Raw genomic sequence first — 20,290 nt, forward strand, 5'->3', positions numbered from 1 at the left:
AACCTGAAGAGGAAGAAAAAGTGACGCAACGTCGTGGGGGTTCAGGCAACTTCGCCGCCGATAAGGAGCGCGCGGCTGAAGCAGGCCGCAAAGGCGGTCAGGTCAGTGGTGGTAACTTCAAAAATGACCCACAGCGCGCCATTGAAGCCGGCAGGAAGGGAGGAAAGATCAGTCGTCGTAAATAACTACTCCCCATCTTTGTATTGATTTAACCTCGATAACTTTTTGCACTGTGCTCTCCTGACATCGCGTTTACGCTTCGCTTAAACGCACGTCTAACCTTGTCAGGAGAGTAATTTTCCCATCCGAAAACAATTAATCGATCAAATCTTCAGCGATCCTGCGTTATTTACCGCTTCGCTTATCAGCGACCGCTTTTTAGTTTATTTATCCCAAAATTAAATCATTGATTATCTAACTATCAGCTTCAGGCACCCTATATTTGTACAAGCCACGCAGAGTTGTACACTTTTATTTAATCTGCGTTAATTACCCGGGCTGATATATATACACAAGCTTACAATTGGCTAACTCCGCAATATTTAAGGAATTATTGCATACGCAATGCACCTTACATGGATTAATTACCCGCTATCCGCTTGATATCACCCCGCTTTTAGCTAAATTCTCCATTCACGCTCACTATTGCGTCGCTATTAACCTGACGCTAAGGGAAACGCATGAACGCTGACCTCAATGACTGTATTGCGCTGTGCTATCGCTGCGCGACCGCCTGCGACCAATGTGCAGCCGCCTGTCTGCTGGACGCTGACGCCAGTGAGATGAGCGTCTGCATTAGCCTGAATCAGCAGTGCGCGGCGCTGTGTCGCGTAACCGCCCAACTGCTGGCTGCCCAGAGTGAACTGAGCGAGCAGCTCTGTACCATCACGTCGATGGCCTGTCAGCTGGCCGGTTGGGAGTGCCAGAAGCACCAGCATCCACACTGTCAGACCTGTGCAGAAATCTGCCTGCAGTGCGCAGATAGCTGCATGACGGTGGGCATGGCGGAATAACGGATTGAGGTACCGGGAGGGCGGTGGCAGGTCGCCAGTGCGGTGACTGGCGACCTGGCTTAATGATCCTGCATCACCAACCCGCCATCGACATACAGCGTCTGGCCGGTGACAAATTCGCTCCACGCTGATGCCAGAAACAGCACCGGCCCGGTGATATCCGCAGCGCGCGCCAGTCGTCCGAGCGGCGTTTGCGCTGTCAGCGCATGGCGTACCGCTTCTGGCGTATGCTGACTGGCATCGGTGGGATACACCAGTCCCGGCGCCACGCAGTTCACCCGAATACCCAGCGCCCCCAGTTCGGCCGCCAGCGTCCGGCTAAAGCCCGTCAGCGCGGTTTTTGCGGTGATATAGTCGTGATAAGCCACCGCTGGCCGGGCGATCAAATCACTCACCAGATTGATGATACTGCCGCGCGCGCGGCGGCGCATCAGCGGCAAGGCCGCCTGACACACGTTGTAGCAGGCGTTCACTGCGCCATCAAACTGCGTCTGGTAAGCGGACCAGGACGTTTCCCAGAAGCGCTGGCGCTGGTCCGGATCGAAGCGATAAGGTGCGAAGGCATTGTTCACCACCACATCCAGTCGGCCGGTGGCGGCGTCGATCTGCTGCATCATATCGGCTACCTGTGCGGCACAGGTCACATCGGCGGCAATCGCCAGTGCACCCCCGCCCTGTGCTTCACAGGCCGCCACCACCTGCGCAGCGGCGTCGTGATTACGTAAATAGTTCACCACGACAAACGCGCCTTCGGCGGCAAAGGCCTGGGCAATGGCGGCGCCAATACCGCGGCTGGCGCCGGTCACCAGCACGGTGTGATTGCTGAATTTCATTGCGTTTCTCCATGCCCGCTCAGTCAAGATAGGGCGCATAGTGTTCAGCGGCGGTTTCCGCCGCCTGTTCGATTTCGCACAGGGTGACCAGATCCAGCAGGCTAAAACGGCCATCGTGATGCCAGCCCGCCTCCGGTGAAGTCATGTTACCCAGCGCCGTGATGCGCGTGACGCCCGCCGCACCGAGCTGCGCCGCCAGCCGAAACAGCACCTCGGGCGCGGCCGCGAGGCCAACGCTTTGCAGATACGCGCGCTGCGCGGCTACCCAGCTTACCGTCTCCTCCAGCGTATCCACGGCAATCACCTTCAGCGTGCGTCCGAGCGCGCCCGGTTGTAACGGCTCCGGCTTATCGACGTACACCACCGCCCAGGCATCGTGCTCATCACCGTACAGCGTGCGGTCACCGCTCAGCGCACGCATTTCCTCCGCGTTGCGCCACGCGGCCACAGCCTGACTTTCACCCAGCGTCAGCGTCGCGCGCGGATAGCGCTGTGCCAGCGCGGCAAGTTCATGAGCGAGGTAAGCAGCAAACTCCTGCGGCGACACCCGGCCGCCGCGCTCAATAAACAGCGCCTGCGGCGAGTAACAGCCGGCCTGGTCATAGCGCATCACATCGTAAGCCACCTGACGCGCCAGCGCCGTACCGCGCCGCACGTCCAGCGCCGACAGCGCCACCATGCCAAAACTGATTTTGTGGCCATGCGGCAGAAAGCGCGTGGCTGGCGGCAGACGCCGCTGCATCGCCGTCAGCGCGGCCTCTCCGCCATAAGCCATCACCACATCTGCCTCGCGGAACCACTGCTGCTCAGTGCGTTCATCACCCCCCTGCCACCATACGACGGCCAGACAGTCGCCCAGCTGCGGATCGATCTCCGCCAGCAGCTGGGCGAACCAGCCCGCCATCAGCGGCTCTGCGCTCGCCACTTTGCCCACGCTTCCCGCCTTCACCAGCAGGCCGGCAATCAGGCTCCACAGCGGCAAACCCGGCACATTGCCGGCCCAGACCTGCAGCAACAGCTGCGGACCAAACGCGCGGGCAAAGCCGCCTTTTGGCCGCGGCTGAAAATCGTCCAGCATCTGCACGTTGCCGAAATCTTCCGCCAGAAAACGCCGCAGCTGCGGTTCACGGAAGGTTTTGAGATAGCCGGTTAAACCGAGCCGCAGCATCCCGGCGTCATAGCCGGTAACCAGCGGCAGCAACCGCTCCGCCTGCTGGCGCAACGGGTGCGAACGGTCAAGCAGGTGCGCGATGGCTTCATCAATCAACGCGGTGATGCGCGCTACGCTCAGGGTGTGCAGGTAGCGGCGCGCGTTATCGCGTACGCTGGCCGCCAGCGTGGCAATCTGCGCCTCGGACAGCACCGGCACGCACACTTCCAGCGTGCTGCCTTGCTGGCCAAAGTGCAGGCTGTGCCACGCCACCTCGCTGTGGCGGATGCCCGGCAGATGGCCGGCATACACTTTCATGCCCGCGCCTGCGCGGCAGCGAGAAACGATTCCATCGCCAGCGAGCAGCCTTTGGCATCGGCGCCCGCGACGCGGCCCAGCAGCTGAAACCCGCCGGGCACCATCACGCCGGCATCTTCGGTCAGAATGGCGGAAACAGAATTGAAATGGGCGAGATCGTGATGCACCATTACGCCTGTCTCACCTTCCGGCACGTCTGCACCGGTCAGCGGATTGACCACGCGCGTGCGAATCCAGTGCGGTCCGGATTTCACCGGCGGGCAGATTTCATTGCCGGCATCGTAAAACTGCGTGCTGAGTTCAGTCATGCCGTACATATTGATGCAGTGCGAACGCGGCACGCCGAGCGTCTGCTGCAGCGCGCTATAAAACGCTTCCGCCGCAACTTCACGCGACTGGCCCTTAAAACCCCCGGTGTCGAGGATGCGGCTGCCCGGCGGCAGCCTGAAACGCCGCTGCTGACGCGCCAGTTCGTCCAGCAGGTGGACAAAACTGTAGCTGGCACCCAGCAGGGCATAGGGTTGGCCGCTGGCCTGCGCCTGCTCCAGCGCGGCGATCAGACGCGGCAGTTTCAGCCCCTGCGCATCCACCATCACTTCGCTGTCTGGCGTGCCACATTCTTGCATCGCCAGCGTCAGATAGTGGGCCAGCGAAGAGTTGGGCAGCTCGCTGCTGTGCGGAAACAGGATCGCCATCGGCAGGCGCGGATATCCGGCCATAAAGCGCTGGCGGAAATTGATCAGCATCGAGCGATCGTAAACCGCCAGCGTGGGGTGATAGCTGCGCCCCCGGCCGGTCCCCGTGGTGCCGCTGGTCATAAAGATGTGGGGAATCTCCGCCGCCGGACGGCAGCTCAGCGTCAGATCTTTAAACGCCGTAATCGGCACCGCCGGAATCTGCCGCCACTGTTTGACCGTCAGCGGCGTACGGCCGCGCTGGCGGGAGAAACGGGCGTAAGGGAGATTGTGTTCGAATTGCCACGCGAACAGCTGCAGCGCCAGCTGGTTGAAATCCGCTTCGGTGGTTTCCTGGCGCTGCATAAATGCCAGCAGCGCGGCAATGATTGACGCTTCGGTCATGAAGGTGCCCTCTTTGGACTGCGGCATAACGGCCAGCCAGGGGCTGAGTGATGCGCAGAATTCGCAGAAAGGCGCAAAGAGGGAATGAGGGCGTGCAGTGACCCCGGTTCCACATCCCTACGCCGGTATTAGCCGGATCAGGTTCAGAGGGTCACTACGTTGCCGGCCGTGACAGCCGCGCGGGTAGAATCTCAGCCCTCTAACAGGGCACCCCTTGGAACAAGCTGCATTCTGGGGTCGGAACGGAGGGCGTGTCAAGGCGGGAAGGCTCAGAACCCCCTCGCTTCAGCAACGCGATTATTAACGCGCAATATCACTCACAGGAGCGCGATCAGCCCGGCTGACGCAGGCAAAGCGATCGCTGAGCAGCGGGTAGTTTTGCGCATCCGGCAGTTCAAAGTGCCACCATTCGGTGGGCATGCCGACAAAACCGCCGCCGAGCATGATGGCGTTCAGTAACAGGCGATGGCGCTGCGCCTGCTGCGGCACGTTGGGATGGAACGGGTGCGACTCAGCAGACATGTCGTCAAACCCGGTCCCCATTTCCAGAATGTTGCCCGCCTCATCCACCAGCGTCACATCGATCGCCACGCCGCGGCTGTGATTCGAGCCCCGCGCCGGTGGCACCACATAATCCGCGTCGGGACAGGCATCCCACAAGTGCCACTGCGCCTGCTGCGGACGATACGCGTCCAGCACCAGCAGGCGGAACCCCGCCAGCCGGGCGATGTCACTGCTGCGGCGCAGCGCGGCGGCGGCATCCGGATGCAGCAGCGCCTGCGCGTCGCGATAAATGGCATACCCGGCGATGTTATCGGCGGTGGCGTATTTCAGATCAAACATCAGGCCCGGCAAGGTGGCAGCCAAATCGATTAATTCAACGTCCTGCACTGTACATCATCCTGTTAATTGTTAGCCGGCAGCGTAAACGGCTGGCGCGGCAGCGTGGTGAGTCGCTCTGCGCCCTGTGCCGTGACGCGCACGGTTTCACTGAAGGCGAGGCCCTGCGCTGAAATATACATGTGAAACACCATGTTTTCCTCCAGTAACCACGGCGCCTGAGGATGAAAACAGCAGCTGAAATCGCTTGGACGCGGGGTGCGCGTATACAGACCCAGCGCATAACCGGTGATGTTGCTGTAATCCTCACGCAGCCCGGCGCTGAGCACCGCCTCACGCGCGACGGCATCCACCGTGCAGGCCGCTACGCCCGGCTTCATCGCCCGTAGCTGGCGATCCTGAATGGCGATCAGCTGTTGTGCCAGCGCCGCGCGCGCCGCAGAGATTTCACCGACAATCAGCGGACGCATCAGGCGCGCGCTGTAGTGCCGCACTTTAGGGATCAGCTCAACGTGCATTACATCGCCCGGTTGCAGATGCTGTTCATGGCCGCTGGCATGCAAAAATCCGCTGTCGCCGCTGGCGATAACAATCGGTCCGGTTTCACCGCTGTCAGCACCGAGCCGCAGAAATTGTGCCGCCGCCAGCGCGGCGACATCACGCACGCGCCAGCCGCCCTGCACCTGCGCACTCAGCTGAGCCAGCGTGGCATCGGCAATGCCGGCGGCCTGGCGTAAGCTGGCGATTTCAGCCTGAAATTTAACGCTGCGCAACCGGTCGCTGAGACCGCTGACCTCACACCAGCGCACCCCGGGCAGATGGCGCGCCAGCTGCTGCCAGCTATGCACCGTCATGCCGTAGGATGCATAATCCGCGCCCAGCCGCGCCCGCTGATAGCCGCGCCGCGTCAGGCTTTGCGCCACCGCCAGCCACGGATCGTCTTCATCACGGTACGCGTCAATCGCCAGCTGCGGTGACTGCGCGCGGCACGGCGCGGCATCCAGCTGGCGCAACACCATCCACGGTTCGTCCTGCAACGGCACCAGACAGGCACGATAACGCGTTTCCGACACGGTATAACCGGTTAACCATGCCAGCAGTTCGCCATGATCGATCAGCATCACCTCAATGTCGGCGGCGCGCATGGCGCTGCGCAGCCGTGACAGCGCGTCGGCGATCATGACGCCGGTTCAACCGGCTGGCAGATGTCGAGGATGGCCAGCAAATAGATGCGCACCATATCGAGAAACTCACTGATCTCGACGCGCTCGTCCGGCATGGTGTTGTACTTGCCGCCGGGCCCGCACACGATGCCCTCCATGCCCGCATGCTGATACAGGTGCGCCGCATCGGTACCGTAGAAGGCGGGCGGCGTGATCACCCCGGTGGGCTGCGGCGTGCCGCGCACGGTCTGCCAGCCGCGATTGACCGCTTTAACGATTGGCGATTCCGGCGACACCTCAAACGGCAGCATGGTGGGTTTATCGCGCAGGCCGTCATCAAACAGCTGCGCCTGCAGACCCGGATAGCGCTGGCACAGTGCATCAAGCAGGTACTGCAGATCGGCCAGCACGCCGTCCACCGTTTGCCCTGGCGCAAAGCGAGCGGAGCCTTTCAGGCGGACAAAATCCGCGACCTGCGGCGGCCGCCACTCCTGCAAATCACGCCCCAGCGCACCGTGTACGGTGCCAATATGGCCACGGTTAATTTTGCGGTGTTCTGCACTTTTCGCTCCGCTGAAAGTGATGTTATTGATCTGCGGAATCAGTTCGACCGCCGCCGCAATCGCGTCGACCGCCTCCTCACGCTTTGACAGATGGCGCGTATCGCCGGTCAGTTCAATGGTGAACATCAGCGAGCCGGCATGCATGGTCAGTGCCTGTAAATCCGTGGGTTCGGCATTGATGAAATAGTCGGCGCGTACGCCCTGCTCAATCGCCGCCAGCGTACCGATGCCGCCCTGTAACTCGCCGACCACGTATGTGAGGATCACGTCGCCCCTGAGCTTCACGCCGGCATCAATCAACGTCTTCAGCGCGCAGAAATAGGCGGCATCGCCCGCTTTCATGTTAGAAACGCCGATGCCGTAAATAAACTGCTCGTCGATTTTTCCCGCCCAGGGATCGACGGTCCAGCCTTCGGTGACCGGGTTAGTATCAAGATGACCGTTGAACAGCAGGCTGTGGCCGCCTCCGCTGCCGGCCAGCCGCCCAATGGCGTTCAGCCGATCGCCGGCCACCGGCTGCAGTTCCGTCTCCAGCCCCAGCTGCGCCATCTGTTCCGCCATATAGCGGGCTAATTCGCGTTCGCCCTCGGTGGCACTGTAACTTTTGTGCTGCACCATTTTTGCCAGGAAAGCGAGGCAGTATTCACGATCGATGTGATGAATTAACTCTTCAGGGTTCATGCGCTTCTCGTTATGCCACGGATTGGGTCAGATCAGGGATGTGCACGGCATCAAGCAGTGCACGGGTGTAAGGATGCTGTGCCTGCGCCCGCATATTCTCGCCGGGCAGCACTTCCACCACATCGCCGCGATACATCACCGCCACGCGATGCGCGATCTGGCGGATGAGATTGAGATCGTGGGTGATGAACAGATACGCCGTGCCGTAGCGACGGCGCAGCTCCAGCAGCAGCTCGATGATGGTGGCCTGCACCGACACATCCAGCGCCGCCGTGATTTCATCGCAAATCACCAGGTCCGGCGGGTTAGCGAAGGCGCGCGCAATCGCTACGCGCTGTTTTTGCCCACCCGAGAGCGCGTGCGGATAGCGGCTGGCAAATTCCGCGGGCAGCCGCACTTCCTGCAGCAGACGCGCCACCGCCTGCGCCTCGCTTTCTCCTGGTGGCAGTCCATACAGCCGCAGCGGACGCGCGATGATTTCGCCGACGGTCATGCGCGGGTTGAGTGACGCGTCCGGATGCTGAAAAATCATTTGCACACGGCGGCGATACGCCGGGTCCATCTGCGCGCGGCCATATAACGTTGCGCCGCAGAAATCGAGACTGCCAGTGAACGGCACCAGGCCGGTTATCGCCTTACCGAGTGAAGATTTACCCGAACCGGACTCGCCGACCACGCCGAGAATTTCGCCCTGATGCACCGTCAGCGAAACCGCATTGGCGGCCCGCGTCGTGTTCGCCTCCCGTTTCAGCAGCCGATCGAGCACGCCGTGCTGGCCATAATCGATCGTCAGCGCCTGCAGGCTGAGCAGCGGCTGACTGCCGGCCGTATCCGCGACCAGCCGATGCTGCGGATCCGGCACCGCGGCAATCAGTTTGCGCGTATACGCATGTGCGGGTGCGCTGAACAGCGTGCGCGTCGCGGCCTGCTCGACGATGCGGCCCTGCTCCAGCACGCACACGCGGTCGGCCACTTTCGCCACCAGCGCCAGATCGTGTGAGATATACAGCGATGCGACGCCGGTCTCGGCGCGCAGTCGCTCGTAAAGATCGAGGATTTGCGCCGAGCTGATGACGTCCAGCGCCGTGGTCGGCTCGTCGAAAATCAGGCAGTCCGGCTGGCAGGCGAAAGCGGTAGCGATCAGGATGCGCTGCTTCTCACCGCCGGAAACCTGATGCGGATAGCGCTGCATCATGCGTGCCGGGTGCTTCAGCTCGACATCGCGCAGCAGCGATTCCCCCAGCTGCTGCGCTTCGCGCGCTGACAGCCCACGATGACGGCGCAGCACTTCGGTGACCTGTTCACCCAGCGTCAGCGTCGGGTTCAGCGACGCGCTGGGATCCTGAAAAATCATGCCAAGCTTTTTACCGCGCAGCGCCATCAGTTGGTGCGCTGGCAACTGCAGCAGGCTTTCGCCGTTCAGCCGGATATCACCCGCCTGCTCGCGTGCGTTACTGGCCAGCCAGCGCATGATCGCCCAGCCGAGGGTGGTCTTGCCGGAGCCGGATTCCCCTACCAGCCCCAGCACTTCGCCCGGCATCACCTGCAGGGTGATATCGCGTAGTACCGGCAGCGAATGGCCGCGCGCTAACGCATAATCGAGGCTGTAATTGTCCACCGACAGCACCGGGTTGTGCGGACTCTTCATTTGTGGCTCCCTGGATTTAACACATCACGCAGGCCATCGCCCAGCAGGTTGAAGCCAATCGCCACCAGCGCGATAGCCAGACCGGGGATCATCATCATCCACGGTGCTTTAAAGAAATAGCTGCGCGCTTCGGACACCATCAGCCCCCACTCTGGCTCGGGCGGCTGCGCGCCGAGGCCGAGAAAGCTCAGCGTAGCAAACAGCATGATGGCGAATGCCACGCGAATGGTGGCTTCCACGATGATCGGCGCGAGAATGTTCGGCAGCATTTCGCGCAGAATGATGTAGTAACCCGCTTCGCCGCGCGCGATGGCGGCGCTGATGTAGTCCTGCTGACGCGCCGCCAGCGCCACGCTGCGCGCAATGCGCACCATGCCCGGCACGAAGGCGATGGTGATGGCCAGCACGGCGTTCATGCTGCTCTGCCCCAGGGTGCTGACAATCAGCAGCGCAAACAGCAGGCTGGGAATCGCCATCACCGCATCCATGGTGCGCATCAGGAATTCATCCACTTTGCCGCCCAGATAGGCGCTGGCGGTGCCCAGCACCGAGCCAATAACCATTGCCAGCGCGGTGGCCAGCAGCGATAGCAAAATGGTGGATCGCGCGCCGACCAGCACCCGGCTGAAAATGTCGCGCCCCAGCTGATCGGTGCCGAACCAGTGTTCCGCGCCGGGCGGGCGATAACGCGTCAGAATCGAAATCGACTCCGGATCAAACGGTGCCACGTGCGCGCCGCCCGCTACCATCAGCAGCGCCAGCAGCAGAATCAGCACACCCGCCGCACCCTGCGGCGAGCGCAGTAATCGTTTCAGTATTTCAGGCATAGGAAATCCGCTTATCGAGCATGACGTAGGCTAAATCCGCGAGGAAATTCACCACGGCATAGGTTGCCGCGAGGATCATCACGCCGGCCTGAATGGTGGGCAAATCGCGCGCCTGTACCGCGACAATCAGCTCCCGGCCAATACCGGGAATGGCAAAAATCTCCTCCACCACCACAATCCCGCCCAGCAGATAGCCGACGTCGAGCGCCACAATGGTGATGGTGGGCAACAGGCCATTGCGCAGCGCATGGCGCCACAGGATGCGCCGGCGCGACAGGCCTTTCAGCCACGCGGCGCGAACGTAGTCGGTGTGCAGCACGTCAACCATTTCTGAGCGCACCATGCGCGAAACGTGTGCCACCAGAATCAGCGCAACGGTGATCGACGGCAGAATCAGGTGCTGAATACCGCTGATAAAATTTTCGCTGAGCGGCACGTAGCCGGTGGCGGGCAGAATCTGCCAGACATCGGCAAACAGCAGCAGCACCAGCGTGGCGGTGACGAATTCCGGAAACGAGATGCCCATGTACGAGATCACGCTGACCAGCACATCGGCGGTCTTACCGCGCCGCACGGCCGCCCAGATGCCGAGCGGAATGGCGATCACCAGCATCAGTAACAGGGCGCACAGCGCCAGCAGCAGCGAGCGCGACAGCGCCGTCAGCAGCGTTGGCCCGACGGCCAGGCCATTGCGCATCGACACGCCAAAGTTGCCCTGCAGCGCCTGTGTCAGCCAGTGCCAGTATTGCAGCCAGGCGGGCGCATCCAGCCCAAGCCGCGCCCGCACCGCCGCCAGCGCTTCCGGCGTGGCGTTTTGTCCCAGCAGCGTAACCGCGGCATCGGCGGGCAGCAGCTGAGTGATGCCGAACACCAGCAGCGACACCACCAGCAGCGTGTAAATCATCAGCAGCAGGCGTTTAAGCAGGTAACTTGCTGTCACGGTCGCTCCTTACAGGCTGCGCTTTGGCGCGTTAGCGGTCAGCCAGACATGATCGAGGCGGAACACCGCACCGCGCGGATGCAGATGATAGCCCGCTACGTGCTCACGACTGGCAGCCAGCAAATCAAAGAAGGTCGGGATTAACGAGGGCACCTCGTCGTGCATCAGCTGCTGGGCTTTGCCGTACAGCTGGCTGCGCAGCGTTTCGTCATTGGTTTCACGCGCCGCCATCACCGCACCGTCGAAAGCCGCATTGTTCCAGCGCGTTTCGTTCCACGCCGCCGTTGAGGTATAGAGCAGAGAAAACACCGCATCTGGCGTCGGCTGCATGTTGTAAAAGCCGACGTAGAAATTGCCCTTCTTCCACACCTGGTCGAGATAGGTGCTGTGTGCCATGGTCTGCACATTGATGCGGAAACCGCCCGGTTTCGCCATCTCCCGCAGGGCAATTCCCAGCTGGGTGCGGGTTGATGGCTTGTCTGAGGCGATAAGCGTTAAATCCAGCCCATTGGGATAACCAGCCTCCGCCAGCAGCGCTTTGGCTTTGCTGTAGTCCAGCGCTTTTTGCGTCAGTTGCGCGTAATACGGATAAGCGGCGTTGATCGGCGTGTCGTTACCCGGCGATCCCAGACCGTCTGCGACAAAATCCACCGATGCCTGGCGGTCCACGCATAACGCCAGCGCCTGGCGGACGCGCACATCACTAAACGGCTTTTGATCGCAGCCCATGTTGACGTTAAGAAACTGGCCGGACGCCACGCGCAGCGGCAGCACGCCCGCCGATTTGGCTAAGCGGGCAAACTCGCTCGACTGCGCACTCAGCATCAGATCGGTATCGCCGGCAATCAGCGCGGAGCTTTCAGCGATAGCGTCGGGATACACCACTACTTCCACGCCATCCAGATATGGCCGCGTGGCGTCGTAATAGTGCGGGTTACGTTTCACCACGATTTTGCGTTCCGGATCGTAAGACACCAGCTGAAACGGCCCGGCCCCCAGCGAGGCGCTGCTCAGCTTGTCGTATTGCCCCTGCGCGATGTGTGCCGGGATGATTTTGGCATCCGGATAGGCCAGCATCACCGGCAGATCGGCATAAGGCGCCTCGGTCTCAATCAGGATGGTGTTGTTGTCTTTGGCGCTTACCATTTTAATCGGGCCGATGTTGTGCAGCGCCGGTGAGGCGTTTTTCGGGTCCAGCAGCGCCTGCAGACTGGCGACCACATCCGCTGCGGTGAGCGGTGAACCGTCGCTGAAGCGCAGATCGGGCCGCAGCGTGAAGGTCCACTGGGTTAAGTCGTCGTTCGGCTGCCAGGACTGCGCCAGATCGGCTTCCGCTTTCATCGCCTGTGTCAGGCGGGTTAAGCCGCTGTACAGCAACTCTGCCACCAGATATTCCGGATTAACCCGCACCTGATGGGGATTGAGCACGCTGACCGCCTGGTCAACGCTGATGCGCAATACGCCACCTTTACGCGGCGTGCCGCCGGGGGTCGCGCTGGCAACGGCGGCAGCCGAGGCACTGAATGACCAGGGCAGCAGCGCCGCTCCGGTCAGGGCGGTTGAACTGGCGATAAACTGTCTGCGGTTTAACCCTTTCATGGCGCACATCTTCTGTTCCTCGTTGGTTTATTAATTACCCTGGGTTGGCTGAAAATCATTGGCGAGATACGCCAGAATCGACTGCGAAAGTGCAATAACATCTGCCATCGTGGTGTATTCATCGGCGGCATGAATGCGGTTATCGGGACGGGCAAGTCCGCCCAGCAGAATTTCCTGAATGCCGGCCTGCTGTACCCAGCCCATATCCGAGCTGGTGGCGGATCCCCAGGCTTTGAATTCTGCTGGCGGGAAGCCGAAGCCCTGGCTGAGCGCCGCCTGCCAGCGCGGCCAGTGCGGACCGGTGGGATCGGCGACTGGCGCCAGATGGCCAATCAGTTGCAGCGTGACGTCGCTGGCGGCGCTGCCCTGCATCGCCTTATCCACGCACTGCGTCAGCTCCTGCCACACGTCGGCAAACGGCTCTTCCGGTGCATAACGGCGATTAACCAGCAGCTCGAAGCGTTCCGGAATGGTGGAGCCTTTACTGCCGCCGTGCGCGGCGGCCAGCGTAAGTAAAGCGGTGAGCGGCTGGCCCTGATAGTGCGGCGGCGCGGGCATTGCCGAAACCCGCTGTTCCACTTCGCCTTTCAGCTGATACAGCGCATTCATCAGCGGAAGCGCAGCCTCAATGGCGTTAATACCCTGCAGCGGATCGCCGGAGTGCGCCGAGCGGCCGCTGACGATAATTTTGATATCGATACTGCCAAAGCAGCCGGCCCAGATGCGCGGCACCGCGCCGCCGTTGAAGCTGAGCAGGTGACCATGGAATAACTGCTGCTCCGCCAGATAACGAATACCGGGATAAAGGCCGCCCTCTTCATCGGTACAGAGTAAAAACACCGGGTTATAGCGCAGGCTGAGCTGATAGCGCTGCGCGGCCCGTACCGCAGCCAGCGCGGCCACGATGGTGCCTTTCATATCCGCGGCGCCGCGTCCAAACAGCTTGTTTTCCGCCACGCTGAGCGCCAGCGGCGGAAAGCGCCAGCCATCACCGGCCGGAACCGTATCGGTGTGAAAGTAGAGATTGCAGTTTTCAGCCGCGCCGGCATCCAGCGCGGCCAGCAGATTCACCCGCTCGCCCTGCGCGCTGCCGTCCGGCGTCTGCCAAAGCGCGTCGGGCACCGAAACGCGCTGCAGGTTAAAATGCAGCGGCTGCAGCATCGTGCTCAGCAGGTCGGCGAATGCTGCGTAACCCAGTCCGGGCGGGAAGCAGGTATCTACCGCCAGCATGCGTTGCAGATCATCAAGAATCTGCGCCTGATCGTCGGCGATATGGGTCAGAGCGCGCTGTAGTGATGAATTTTCCTGCATAAACTGTTCACTTATTGTATTTCTATATAGTTTATAGATAATGCAAATGAACAGCTGGGGTCAATCGGTAATCGGAAACATGCAAAAAAACTATGACGCGCACGACGTTCCTCAATTCAGTCGCCTGAACGAAGGCGAAGGCGCTCCGCTGTACGAAGTAGTGAAGCGCCATATCAGTGAATCCATCCTGCAGGGCGAACTGCCAGCAGGCACCATTTTGCCCAGTGAAAACAGTCTGGCGGCGAAGTTCGGTGTCTCGGTCGGTACGGTGCGCAAAGCGCTGGCGGCGCTTACGACGGAAGGGATGCTGATGCGCCGGCGCAAAACCGGCACGGTGGTGACCGGCTGGGCGCCGCTGCATAACCTCAGCCATTTCTTTCACTATTTTCGTCTGCATGACAAATCGGGCGGTTTGCTGCAGTCGGAAACGCGACTGCTGGAGTATCAGCACAGCCGCGCCAGCGCCGACGAGGCCGATAAGCTGCAGATCGCAGCGGGTGACGCAGTGATTCGCCTGAAACGCCTGCGCCGGGTGAAGGGCATTGCGGCCATGCATGAAACGCTGGTGCTGCCCGCCGCGCGTCTGCCCGACTTTCCACCGGCGGAACAGCTACCGCAGTTGCTGTATCGTTACCTGTTTGAGCAGTACGATGTGCGTGTTGCGGCGGTACGCGAGCAGATCAGCGCCACGCTCGCCACGGAAGAAGATGCCAGCCTGCTGGAACTTGCTCTGCCGCATGCGGTGATGGTGATCGATGAGGTCTCATTTGATCAAAGCGCCACGCCGGTGATTCTTGCGCATCACCGTTTCAGCACTGAACACTTTATGTATGTCAATGAGATACGCTGATTACGTAGATGTTTTACTGTAAGGTGTTTCAGATGCGCATCGACGCGCACCTGATTAATTTGCACCAAAACGTAGCGAACGTTGTGAATAACAACCGCTAAGGTGATCTCACTGAACAGGACATTTCCCATGGCAGCACGGCAGCACCATTACCAGATTCACCTTCGCTGGAGCGGCAATCGCGGCGATGGCACAGCTTCTTATACCGCTTACGATCGTGACAGCGAATTACAGGCACCCGGTAAACCGCCCATCTTGCTGAGTGCCGATCCGGCATTTCGTGGGGATAAAACGCGCTGGAATCCTGAGGAATTGCTGCTGGCGTCTGCGGCGGCCTGCCATAAGCTGTGGTATTTACACCTGTGCGCCGATGCCGGCATTGTGGTGGAGGAGTATGAAGATGCTGCCGAAGGGAACATGGTTGAGGGGGCGCGTGGCCGCTTCACCGATATCACGCTGAAGCCGCGCATCAAACTGCGCGACCCAGCGGATGTCGATCGCGCGCGGGCATTGCATCATCAGGCACATGAAGCCTGCTTCATCGCCAACTCGCTGAATTTTTCAGTAAACTGCGAACCTGAATTTTTCTGATTATGATGCGCGGGCCAGCGGCGTTTGCCACAGCCGCACGCCGTTGCGCCCGGCGCGCTTCACTTCATACAGCGCTTCATCCGCATGGCGCAGCCAGTCGCTTAACGATTCGGCGCTGACCGCAGGCGCAATACCGATACTGACCGAGCAGCGGAACTCTGCCGAGGCCGGTAAGCGCAGCTGGGCAATCTTCTCTTTTAGCCTTTCGGCCAGTTCCACCACCGATTCATCACTGGCCTGATGCACGATGACACCCAGCTCATCGCCGCCAAAGCGCGCCGGAATGTCCTGCAGCCCGACATAGTTGCGCAGCAGCGCCGAGATCTCGGCCAGCAGAAAATCGCCCGCCTCATGACCCCAGCTATCATTGACCACTTTGAAGTGATCGACATCCAGCAACAGCAGATAGCCGCTGCTATCGCCGCGCCGCGTGCTGAGAAACTCACTCTCCAGCCGCCGCTCAAACAGGCGCCGGTTAGGGATTTTCAGGCCGGGATCCATCAGCGCGATGCGCTCCAGTTCACGGTTGCGGGTGCGTAAATGCCAGGTGAGATTGTAGGAAGCCACGCTGAGTACCAGCATATAACAGGTGGCCAGCGGCAGCGTCAGCCAGACGGTTTGCGTGCTGAACGCCAGATGTACGCTGGTGCCATCCAGCAGCCACACCATAATAAACCCGCACAAAAATGCCTGTATGGCGGCAATCAGCTGCGCGCCGCCGCCAGCGGCATAGCGATCCGATGCCAACACCGCCATGATGACAAAAGAGGGCATCGGGCTTAACGCCATCAGCGCCACCCAGATTCCGCCAAAGGCGGCATCCAGCGTCAGATTCTGGCGTTCGGTACCGGTTGAGTCTTCGGCACGAAGCGCACGCTGATACGCCAGCCAGGGCCAGAAAAAGGCGTTCACAAACAGCAGCGCGCTGAATGCCAGTCCGCGCTGCATTTCGAGTAACACTGAGAGAATCGGAAAGAAACAGAGGATCGTGCCGAGCTGACGCATGATGAACATACGACGGACGAAGCGTTTTGACCGGCGCTTCAAATGGTTTTCATCAGGCGAGTAGTAATTCATTCACGGGAAAATTCAGGTCGACAAAAATGGCAGTGTATCGGGAAAAAGCCGCTCTGCGGCGACTTTTTTTAAGAATTTTCGCCTTGCACATTGGCGGGCACGTAAATACACGTGCTTTGCCGCCAGATAGTAACAGCGGCCAGCGGGTAAAGTTCGCTGCCGCTGCGCGTGTTGTTAGCTTGCAGCTCCCTGCAAACGAAACTGGCTGACCAGCCGCTGCAGCATGAATGCCTGCTCTTCCAGCGCCTGTGCGGAATGGGATGACGCGCTGACCAGCGACGCATTTTGCTGGGTGGTACCGTCCAGCTCACCTACCGCGCGCGCGATTTGCTCAATGCCGCGGCTCTGCTCATCAGAAGCAGCCGCGATCTCCGCCATGATTTCATTCACGCGTGCGATGCTACTGACAATCTGCTCCATCGTTTCACCCGCGCGCGCTACCTGCTGATGGCCGTTGCTGATACGCCCGACCGATTCGCCAATCAGTCGTTCAATATCTTTCGCCGCTCCGGCACTGCGCTGTGCCAGATTACGCACTTCGCTGGCGACCACGGCAAAGCCTCGCCCCTGCTCGCCGGCGCGGGCGGCTTCAACCGCCGCGTTGAGCGCCAGGATATTGGTCTGGAAGGCGATGCTGTTGATCACCGCAGTAATCTCGGCAATTTTCTTAGAACTATCAGAAATCTCGCCCATGGTGCTGACGACGTTGTGCACCGCGATACCGCCCTGACTGGCGTTATGCGTCGCTTCCGCCGCGATCTGGCTGGCGAGACGCGCATTGCTGGCATTATTTTTCACCGTGGCGGTCAGCTGCTCCATGCTGGCTGCGGTTTCCACCACCGCAGCCGATTGCTGGGCGGTGCGCGACGACAACTCCAGGTTACCCTGGTGTATGGTGCTGGCAGCCTGCGACACATTGCTGACGCTGTGCAGCACCTCGCCAATCATGCCGCGCAGCCGCGCATTCATGCGTCCCATGGCAGAGGTGAGCTGGCCGAGCTCGTCCTGGCGATTAGTGACAAACTGCGAGCTGAGGTCGCCGCTGGCAATGCGTTCCGCTAGCGCGAGGTTATGAAACACCGGGCGCGTAATCTGCCGGATGATGGTCCAGGCCACCAGCACGCCAAGCACTATCGCCAGGCTGCCAATCAGCAGCGAGAGCGCCGCTGACCCGTTAGCCAGTTCATCGTTACGTGCCTTAACCAGGGCGATGATCTGTTTGATCGCCGCGCTGCTGTTATCGCCTGCTACTTTGACGGTGTTTTCCGCGACACGCAGCTGGCCGTAAATCGCTGCCGCCTGCAGGCTCAAATCTTTAAAACGTTCGGTATCCTGCCATAGCGCGTTAAATCCGCCCTGCTGCTCCGCTGGCAGCTGAGTCAATAGCGTGTTCATGTCCTGCCCGGCGCGCTGAAAATCATGTTCCAGTTTATTGCGCAGTGCCTCGCTGACATTAAAGCGCAGCGCCCAGGCCTCTTCGCGCACATTACTGATAGCAAACAGCAGCTGATAAATCTGGTTGGTGACTTCGGGTGAGCTGACGGGTGTCCGGATTAGCCCGGTATAGCGCGACGTCATGTCCTGCTGGCTCAGCGCATCCAGCTGGCTGCGCAGATCGTTGAGCTGTCGGGTTGTCTGGGTCATGGCGGTGATGCTGTGCTGGAAACCGGCAAGATGGCTGGCGACATCGTTGAGCAACCCTCTGGCGTCCGCCGTCCACGGCAATTGCTGGGCCTGCTGCGTCAGCTGTTGAGCATGCGTGACGTAATCCGTCATGGTGCCGCCCGCTTTATCGTCGCCGTAGAGGTATTTCAGGCGATTAATTTTGGCCTGAAAAACGTCAATATTGATGTCATAAATCAGATTGGTTTTCTGGTAGATGTCATGGATCTGATTGAACCGCTGCACGCTCAGCGCGGTGGCCAGCGCCACTAACAGTAATACGATGCCAAAACCTGCCGCTAATTTACGTGTAATGCGCACATCGCGTAATCGGGAGACCAGTCCCATGTCTCGCTCCTGTCATTGTTGTTTTTGTTGAGTCTGCAGAAGGAGTTATCGGACCGTAACGGGAATTGTTTACTGTTGAGTGGCGAAAATGTGCTGTGTCATAAAATCGCTACTGCCAGAGTCGCCTGTTCAAAGAAAATCCGGCGATTTCAGCCTGAAATCGCCGGCCGCTGCTACGCCATTACCAGCGAGTCGCCAGCATATCAATGACGAAACGGTACTTTACTTCGCCTTTTAGCATGCGGGCGAAGGCGGTTTCGATCTCTTCACCCGCGATCAGCTCAATATCTGCCGTGATGTTATGCTCGCCGCAGAAATCCAGCATCTCCTGGGTCTCTTTGATGCTACCGATGGATGAACCGCTGATGCTCAGGCGGCGAAACACCAGCGGCGTGACGTTCGGCGACTGATGCGGTTGGTCAGGAATGCCGACCAGCACCAGACGGCCATTGGTCTTCAGCGTCGCGAGGTAAGGATCGAGATCGTGCGGTGCCGCCACGCAGTCAATGATGAAATCAAGCGAGGTCTGGCATGCCGCCATCTGCGCGGCATCACGCGACACCACCACGCGCGTCGCACCAAGACGACGTGCGTCAGCACCTTTTTCCGGCGAGGTAGTAAACAGGGTAACCTCAGCGCCCAGCGCGCTGGCCAGTTTTACCGCCATGTGGCCCAAACCACCCAGCCCCACTACCCCGACGTTATCGCCGGCTTTGACGCCAAAATGGCGCAGCGGTGACCACACCGTCACGCCCGCACACAGCAGCGGTGCCACGCCCGCCAGCGCCAGATTTTGCGGGATCGACACGACAAAATGCTGATCGACCACCACATTCTGCGCGTAGCCGCCCCAGGTGCTGCCGCCGGTGTATTTATCGATGCCGTTGTAAGTGGCGGTGAAGCCCGCTTCGCAGTACTGCTCTTCCTGCTGCTGGCAGAAGTGGCAGGCACGGCAGGAATCCACCATCACGCCCACACCGACCACATCACCGGCTTTGAAGCGCGTAACCTGAGTTCCGGTCTCCAGCACGCGTCCAACGATCTCGTGGCCCGGCACCAGCGGATAACGACTGACCGCCCACTCATTGCGTGCCATGTGCAAATCGGAATGGCATACGCCGCAGTAAAGAATTTCAATTTTTACGTCCTGCTGCTGCAGCGGACGCAAAGTAATCTGGCCGGCAGCGAGCGGTTGCGCTGCATCCTGTGCCACCAGTGCGTTAATTTTCATGATGCCTTCCTCAAATTCTGATGTGGGCTGAATGAAGGCGGCAAACTATAATCAACGCGGTGCAGAATTGATAGTAGTCACCATTTGGTGACCATAAAGGAGAGTGCGATGCCAGCCTGGGTTGATGGCAAACTGGTTTTCTATGCGGATTCGCCACCGCGCCGTCTGATGGATCTATTTTCGGTGAAATGGAGCACGATGGTGCTGCACGCGTTGTATCACTGGCCGGGACAGCGCGCCCGTACCGGTGAACTGCAGCGTAGCCTGCAGGGGATTTCGAAAAAAATGCTGTTTCAGACACTGAAAGAGCTGGAGCAGCGCGGCTTAATTGCACGTCAGGTCTACGAAGTGATTCCACCGAAAGTGGATTACCGGCTGACCGCGCTGGGGATGACCTTCGCCCGGCCAATTGAGCAGATGTATCAGTGGGGATTAGAAAACCAGGCGGCACTGGATGAGATGGAAGCTAACCTTCGTGCAGCAGGCGGCACGCCGGCGGAAAACGCCCGCCCTGCAGCGTCATCCGCCAGTGAATAACCACGCGCGGGTCGCATACTGTTCGTCGC

At 60.2% G+C, this 20,290-nt stretch carries 19 protein-coding genes and 1 riboswitch; of the genes, 5 read left to right on the forward strand and 14 right to left on the reverse strand.

Translation table 11 applies throughout. The features are described 5' to 3' along the window. Positions 1-20: 20 nt before the first annotated feature. Positions 21-185 carry a general stress protein gene (locus tag QMM04_RS04835; protein WP_010615780.1) on the forward strand — a complete coding sequence of 55 codons (165 nt, stop codon included), beginning with the start codon at positions 21-23 and terminating at the stop codon, positions 183-185. 495 nt (positions 186-680) lie between these two features. After that, positions 681-1,013 (forward strand): four-helix bundle copper-binding protein, encoded by a 333-nt coding sequence (locus tag QMM04_RS04840; RefSeq protein WP_058781368.1) that lies wholly within the window; start codon positions 681-683, stop codon positions 1,011-1,013. 59 nt (positions 1,014-1,072) lie between these two features. Here QMM04_RS04840 and QMM04_RS04845 read toward each other — a convergent pair whose 3' ends face one another. The 11 genes from QMM04_RS04845 to QMM04_RS04895 form a co-directional block, all read right to left on the reverse strand. Continuing rightward, positions 1,073-1,846, reverse strand: coding sequence for an SDR family oxidoreductase (locus tag QMM04_RS04845; protein ID WP_059011983.1), 774 nt, complete (start codon positions 1,844-1,846; stop codon positions 1,073-1,075). A gap of 19 nt (positions 1,847-1,865) precedes the next feature. Beyond that, a complete protein-coding gene (locus tag QMM04_RS04850) occupies positions 1,866-3,314 on the reverse strand; it encodes an acyl-CoA reductase (RefSeq protein ID WP_282995736.1) in 1,449 nt (482 codons plus the stop codon). Beyond that, positions 3,311-4,420 carry a long-chain fatty acid--CoA ligase gene (locus QMM04_RS04855; protein WP_282995737.1) on the reverse strand — a complete coding sequence of 370 codons (1,110 nt, stop codon included), beginning with the start codon at positions 4,418-4,420 and terminating at the stop codon, positions 3,311-3,313. Before QMM04_RS04855 ends, QMM04_RS04850 begins: the two co-directional genes overlap by 4 nt. Positions 4,421-4,488: 68 nt before the next feature. Beyond that, positions 4,489-4,618: riboswitch (TPP riboswitch) on the reverse strand. A 75-nt stretch (positions 4,619-4,693) separates the two neighbouring features. Beyond that, a complete protein-coding gene (ddpX, locus tag QMM04_RS04860) occupies positions 4,694-5,284 on the reverse strand; it encodes a D-alanyl-D-alanine dipeptidase (protein WP_104187734.1) in 591 nt (196 codons plus the stop codon). Between the two features lie 14 nt (positions 5,285-5,298). Continuing rightward, positions 5,299-6,414: a Xaa-Pro peptidase family protein gene (locus QMM04_RS04865; protein ID WP_282995738.1), complete on the reverse strand. Its 1,116-nt coding sequence runs from the start codon at positions 6,412-6,414 to the stop codon at positions 5,299-5,301. After that, positions 6,411-7,640, reverse strand: a complete 1,230-nt coding sequence (locus QMM04_RS04870; protein WP_104187731.1) for a M20/M25/M40 family metallo-hydrolase — start codon at positions 7,638-7,640, stop codon at positions 6,411-6,413. The genes QMM04_RS04865 and QMM04_RS04870 overlap by 4 nt, the downstream gene beginning before the upstream one ends. 10 nt (positions 7,641-7,650) lie before the next feature. Beyond that, positions 7,651-9,288 carry an ABC transporter ATP-binding protein gene (locus QMM04_RS04875; RefSeq protein WP_282995739.1) on the reverse strand — a complete coding sequence of 546 codons (1,638 nt, stop codon included), beginning with the start codon at positions 9,286-9,288 and terminating at the stop codon, positions 7,651-7,653. Next, positions 9,285-10,115: an ABC transporter permease gene (locus QMM04_RS04880; protein WP_282995740.1), complete on the reverse strand. Its 831-nt coding sequence runs from the start codon at positions 10,113-10,115 to the stop codon at positions 9,285-9,287. Before QMM04_RS04880 ends, QMM04_RS04875 begins: the two co-directional genes overlap by 4 nt. Then, complete coding sequence (locus QMM04_RS04885) at positions 10,108-11,055, reverse strand: ABC transporter permease (RefSeq protein ID WP_021508731.1); 948 nt, start codon at positions 11,053-11,055, stop codon at positions 10,108-10,110. The genes QMM04_RS04880 and QMM04_RS04885 overlap by 8 nt, the downstream gene beginning before the upstream one ends. Positions 11,056-11,064: 9 nt before the next feature. Continuing rightward, positions 11,065-12,663 carry an ABC transporter substrate-binding protein gene (locus QMM04_RS04890; protein ID WP_282995741.1) on the reverse strand — a complete coding sequence of 533 codons (1,599 nt, stop codon included), beginning with the start codon at positions 12,661-12,663 and terminating at the stop codon, positions 11,065-11,067. A gap of 21 nt (positions 12,664-12,684) precedes the next feature. Beyond that, a complete protein-coding gene (locus QMM04_RS04895; protein ID WP_152390861.1) occupies positions 12,685-13,965 on the reverse strand; it encodes a M20/M25/M40 family metallo-hydrolase in 1,281 nt (426 codons plus the stop codon). Positions 13,966-14,044: 79 nt separating this feature from the next. Here QMM04_RS04895 and QMM04_RS04900 point away from each other — a divergent pair, with 79 nt between their 5' ends. Together QMM04_RS04900 and QMM04_RS04905 are read left to right on the forward strand one after the other, a co-directional pair. Continuing rightward, on the forward strand, positions 14,045-14,815 hold the full coding sequence (locus QMM04_RS04900; RefSeq protein ID WP_021508734.1) for a GntR family transcriptional regulator: 771 nt from the start codon (positions 14,045-14,047) through the stop codon (positions 14,813-14,815). Positions 14,816-14,944: 129 nt separating this feature from the next. Next, positions 14,945-15,406 carry an OsmC family protein gene (locus tag QMM04_RS04905; protein WP_282995742.1) on the forward strand — a complete coding sequence of 154 codons (462 nt, stop codon included), beginning with the start codon at positions 14,945-14,947 and terminating at the stop codon, positions 15,404-15,406. Here the strand turns inward: QMM04_RS04905 and QMM04_RS04910 are convergent, their stop codons facing one another. The 3 genes from QMM04_RS04910 to QMM04_RS04920 all read right to left on the reverse strand — a co-directional run bounded on the left by QMM04_RS04910 (position 15,407) and on the right by QMM04_RS04920 (position 19,724). After that, a complete protein-coding gene (locus QMM04_RS04910) occupies positions 15,407-16,483 on the reverse strand; it encodes a diguanylate cyclase (protein WP_021508737.1) in 1,077 nt (358 codons plus the stop codon). A 174-nt stretch (positions 16,484-16,657) separates the two neighbouring features. Further along, positions 16,658-18,493, reverse strand: a complete 1,836-nt coding sequence (locus QMM04_RS04915; RefSeq protein WP_282995743.1) for a methyl-accepting chemotaxis protein — start codon at positions 18,491-18,493, stop codon at positions 16,658-16,660. Between the two features lie 181 nt (positions 18,494-18,674). Further along, positions 18,675-19,724: an NAD(P)-dependent alcohol dehydrogenase gene (locus QMM04_RS04920; protein ID WP_104187720.1), complete on the reverse strand. Its 1,050-nt coding sequence runs from the start codon at positions 19,722-19,724 to the stop codon at positions 18,675-18,677. 108 nt (positions 19,725-19,832) lie between these two features. Between QMM04_RS04920 and QMM04_RS04925 the strand changes: the two genes are divergently transcribed. Continuing rightward, complete coding sequence (locus QMM04_RS04925) at positions 19,833-20,261, forward strand: helix-turn-helix domain-containing protein (RefSeq protein ID WP_058770471.1); 429 nt, start codon at positions 19,833-19,835, stop codon at positions 20,259-20,261. The last annotated feature ends 29 nt before the right edge of the window (positions 20,262-20,290 follow it).

The organism is Pantoea sp. Pa-EAmG (assembly GCF_030024295.1).
Classification (GTDB): Bacteria; Pseudomonadota; Gammaproteobacteria; order Enterobacterales; family Enterobacteriaceae; genus Pantoea; species Pantoea dispersa.

What these genes read in the sequence shown, in the direction of transcription:
- QMM04_RS04850 (WP_282995736.1), bottom strand. Translation starts at nt 3,314, where the DNA reads ATGAAAGTGTATGCCGGCCATCTGCCGGGCATCCGCCACAGCGAGGTG.
- QMM04_RS04880 (WP_282995740.1), bottom strand. Translation starts at nt 10,115, where the DNA reads ATGCCTGAAATACTGAAACGATTACTGCGCTCGCCGCAGGGTGCGGCG.
- QMM04_RS04905 (WP_282995742.1), top strand. Translation starts at nt 14,945, where the DNA reads ATGGCAGCACGGCAGCACCATTACCAGATTCACCTTCGCTGGAGCGGC.
- QMM04_RS04865 (WP_282995738.1), bottom strand. Translation starts at nt 6,414, where the DNA reads ATGATCGCCGACGCGCTGTCACGGCTGCGCAGCGCCATGCGCGCCGCC.
- QMM04_RS04855 (WP_282995737.1), bottom strand. Translation starts at nt 4,420, where the DNA reads ATGCCGCAGTCCAAAGAGGGCACCTTCATGACCGAAGCGTCAATCATT.
- QMM04_RS04895 (WP_152390861.1), bottom strand. Translation starts at nt 13,965, where the DNA reads ATGCAGGAAAATTCATCACTACAGCGCGCTCTGACCCATATCGCCGAC.
- QMM04_RS04870 (WP_104187731.1), bottom strand. Translation starts at nt 7,640, where the DNA reads ATGAACCCTGAAGAGTTAATTCATCACATCGATCGTGAATACTGCCTC.
- QMM04_RS04915 (WP_282995743.1), bottom strand. Translation starts at nt 18,493, where the DNA reads ATGGGACTGGTCTCCCGATTACGCGATGTGCGCATTACACGTAAATTA.
- QMM04_RS04840 (WP_058781368.1), top strand. Translation starts at nt 681, where the DNA reads ATGAACGCTGACCTCAATGACTGTATTGCGCTGTGCTATCGCTGCGCG.
- QMM04_RS04920 (WP_104187720.1), bottom strand. Translation starts at nt 19,724, where the DNA reads ATGAAAATTAACGCACTGGTGGCACAGGATGCAGCGCAACCGCTCGCT.
- QMM04_RS04875 (WP_282995739.1), bottom strand. Translation starts at nt 9,288, where the DNA reads ATGAAGAGTCCGCACAACCCGGTGCTGTCGGTGGACAATTACAGCCTC.
- QMM04_RS04910 (WP_021508737.1), bottom strand. Translation starts at nt 16,483, where the DNA reads ATGAATTACTACTCGCCTGATGAAAACCATTTGAAGCGCCGGTCAAAA.
- QMM04_RS04900 (WP_021508734.1), top strand. Translation starts at nt 14,045, where the DNA reads ATGCAAAAAAACTATGACGCGCACGACGTTCCTCAATTCAGTCGCCTG.
- QMM04_RS04890 (WP_282995741.1), bottom strand. Translation starts at nt 12,663, where the DNA reads ATGTGCGCCATGAAAGGGTTAAACCGCAGACAGTTTATCGCCAGTTCA.
- QMM04_RS04925 (WP_058770471.1), top strand. Translation starts at nt 19,833, where the DNA reads ATGCCAGCCTGGGTTGATGGCAAACTGGTTTTCTATGCGGATTCGCCA.
- QMM04_RS04845 (WP_059011983.1), bottom strand. Translation starts at nt 1,846, where the DNA reads ATGAAATTCAGCAATCACACCGTGCTGGTGACCGGCGCCAGCCGCGGT.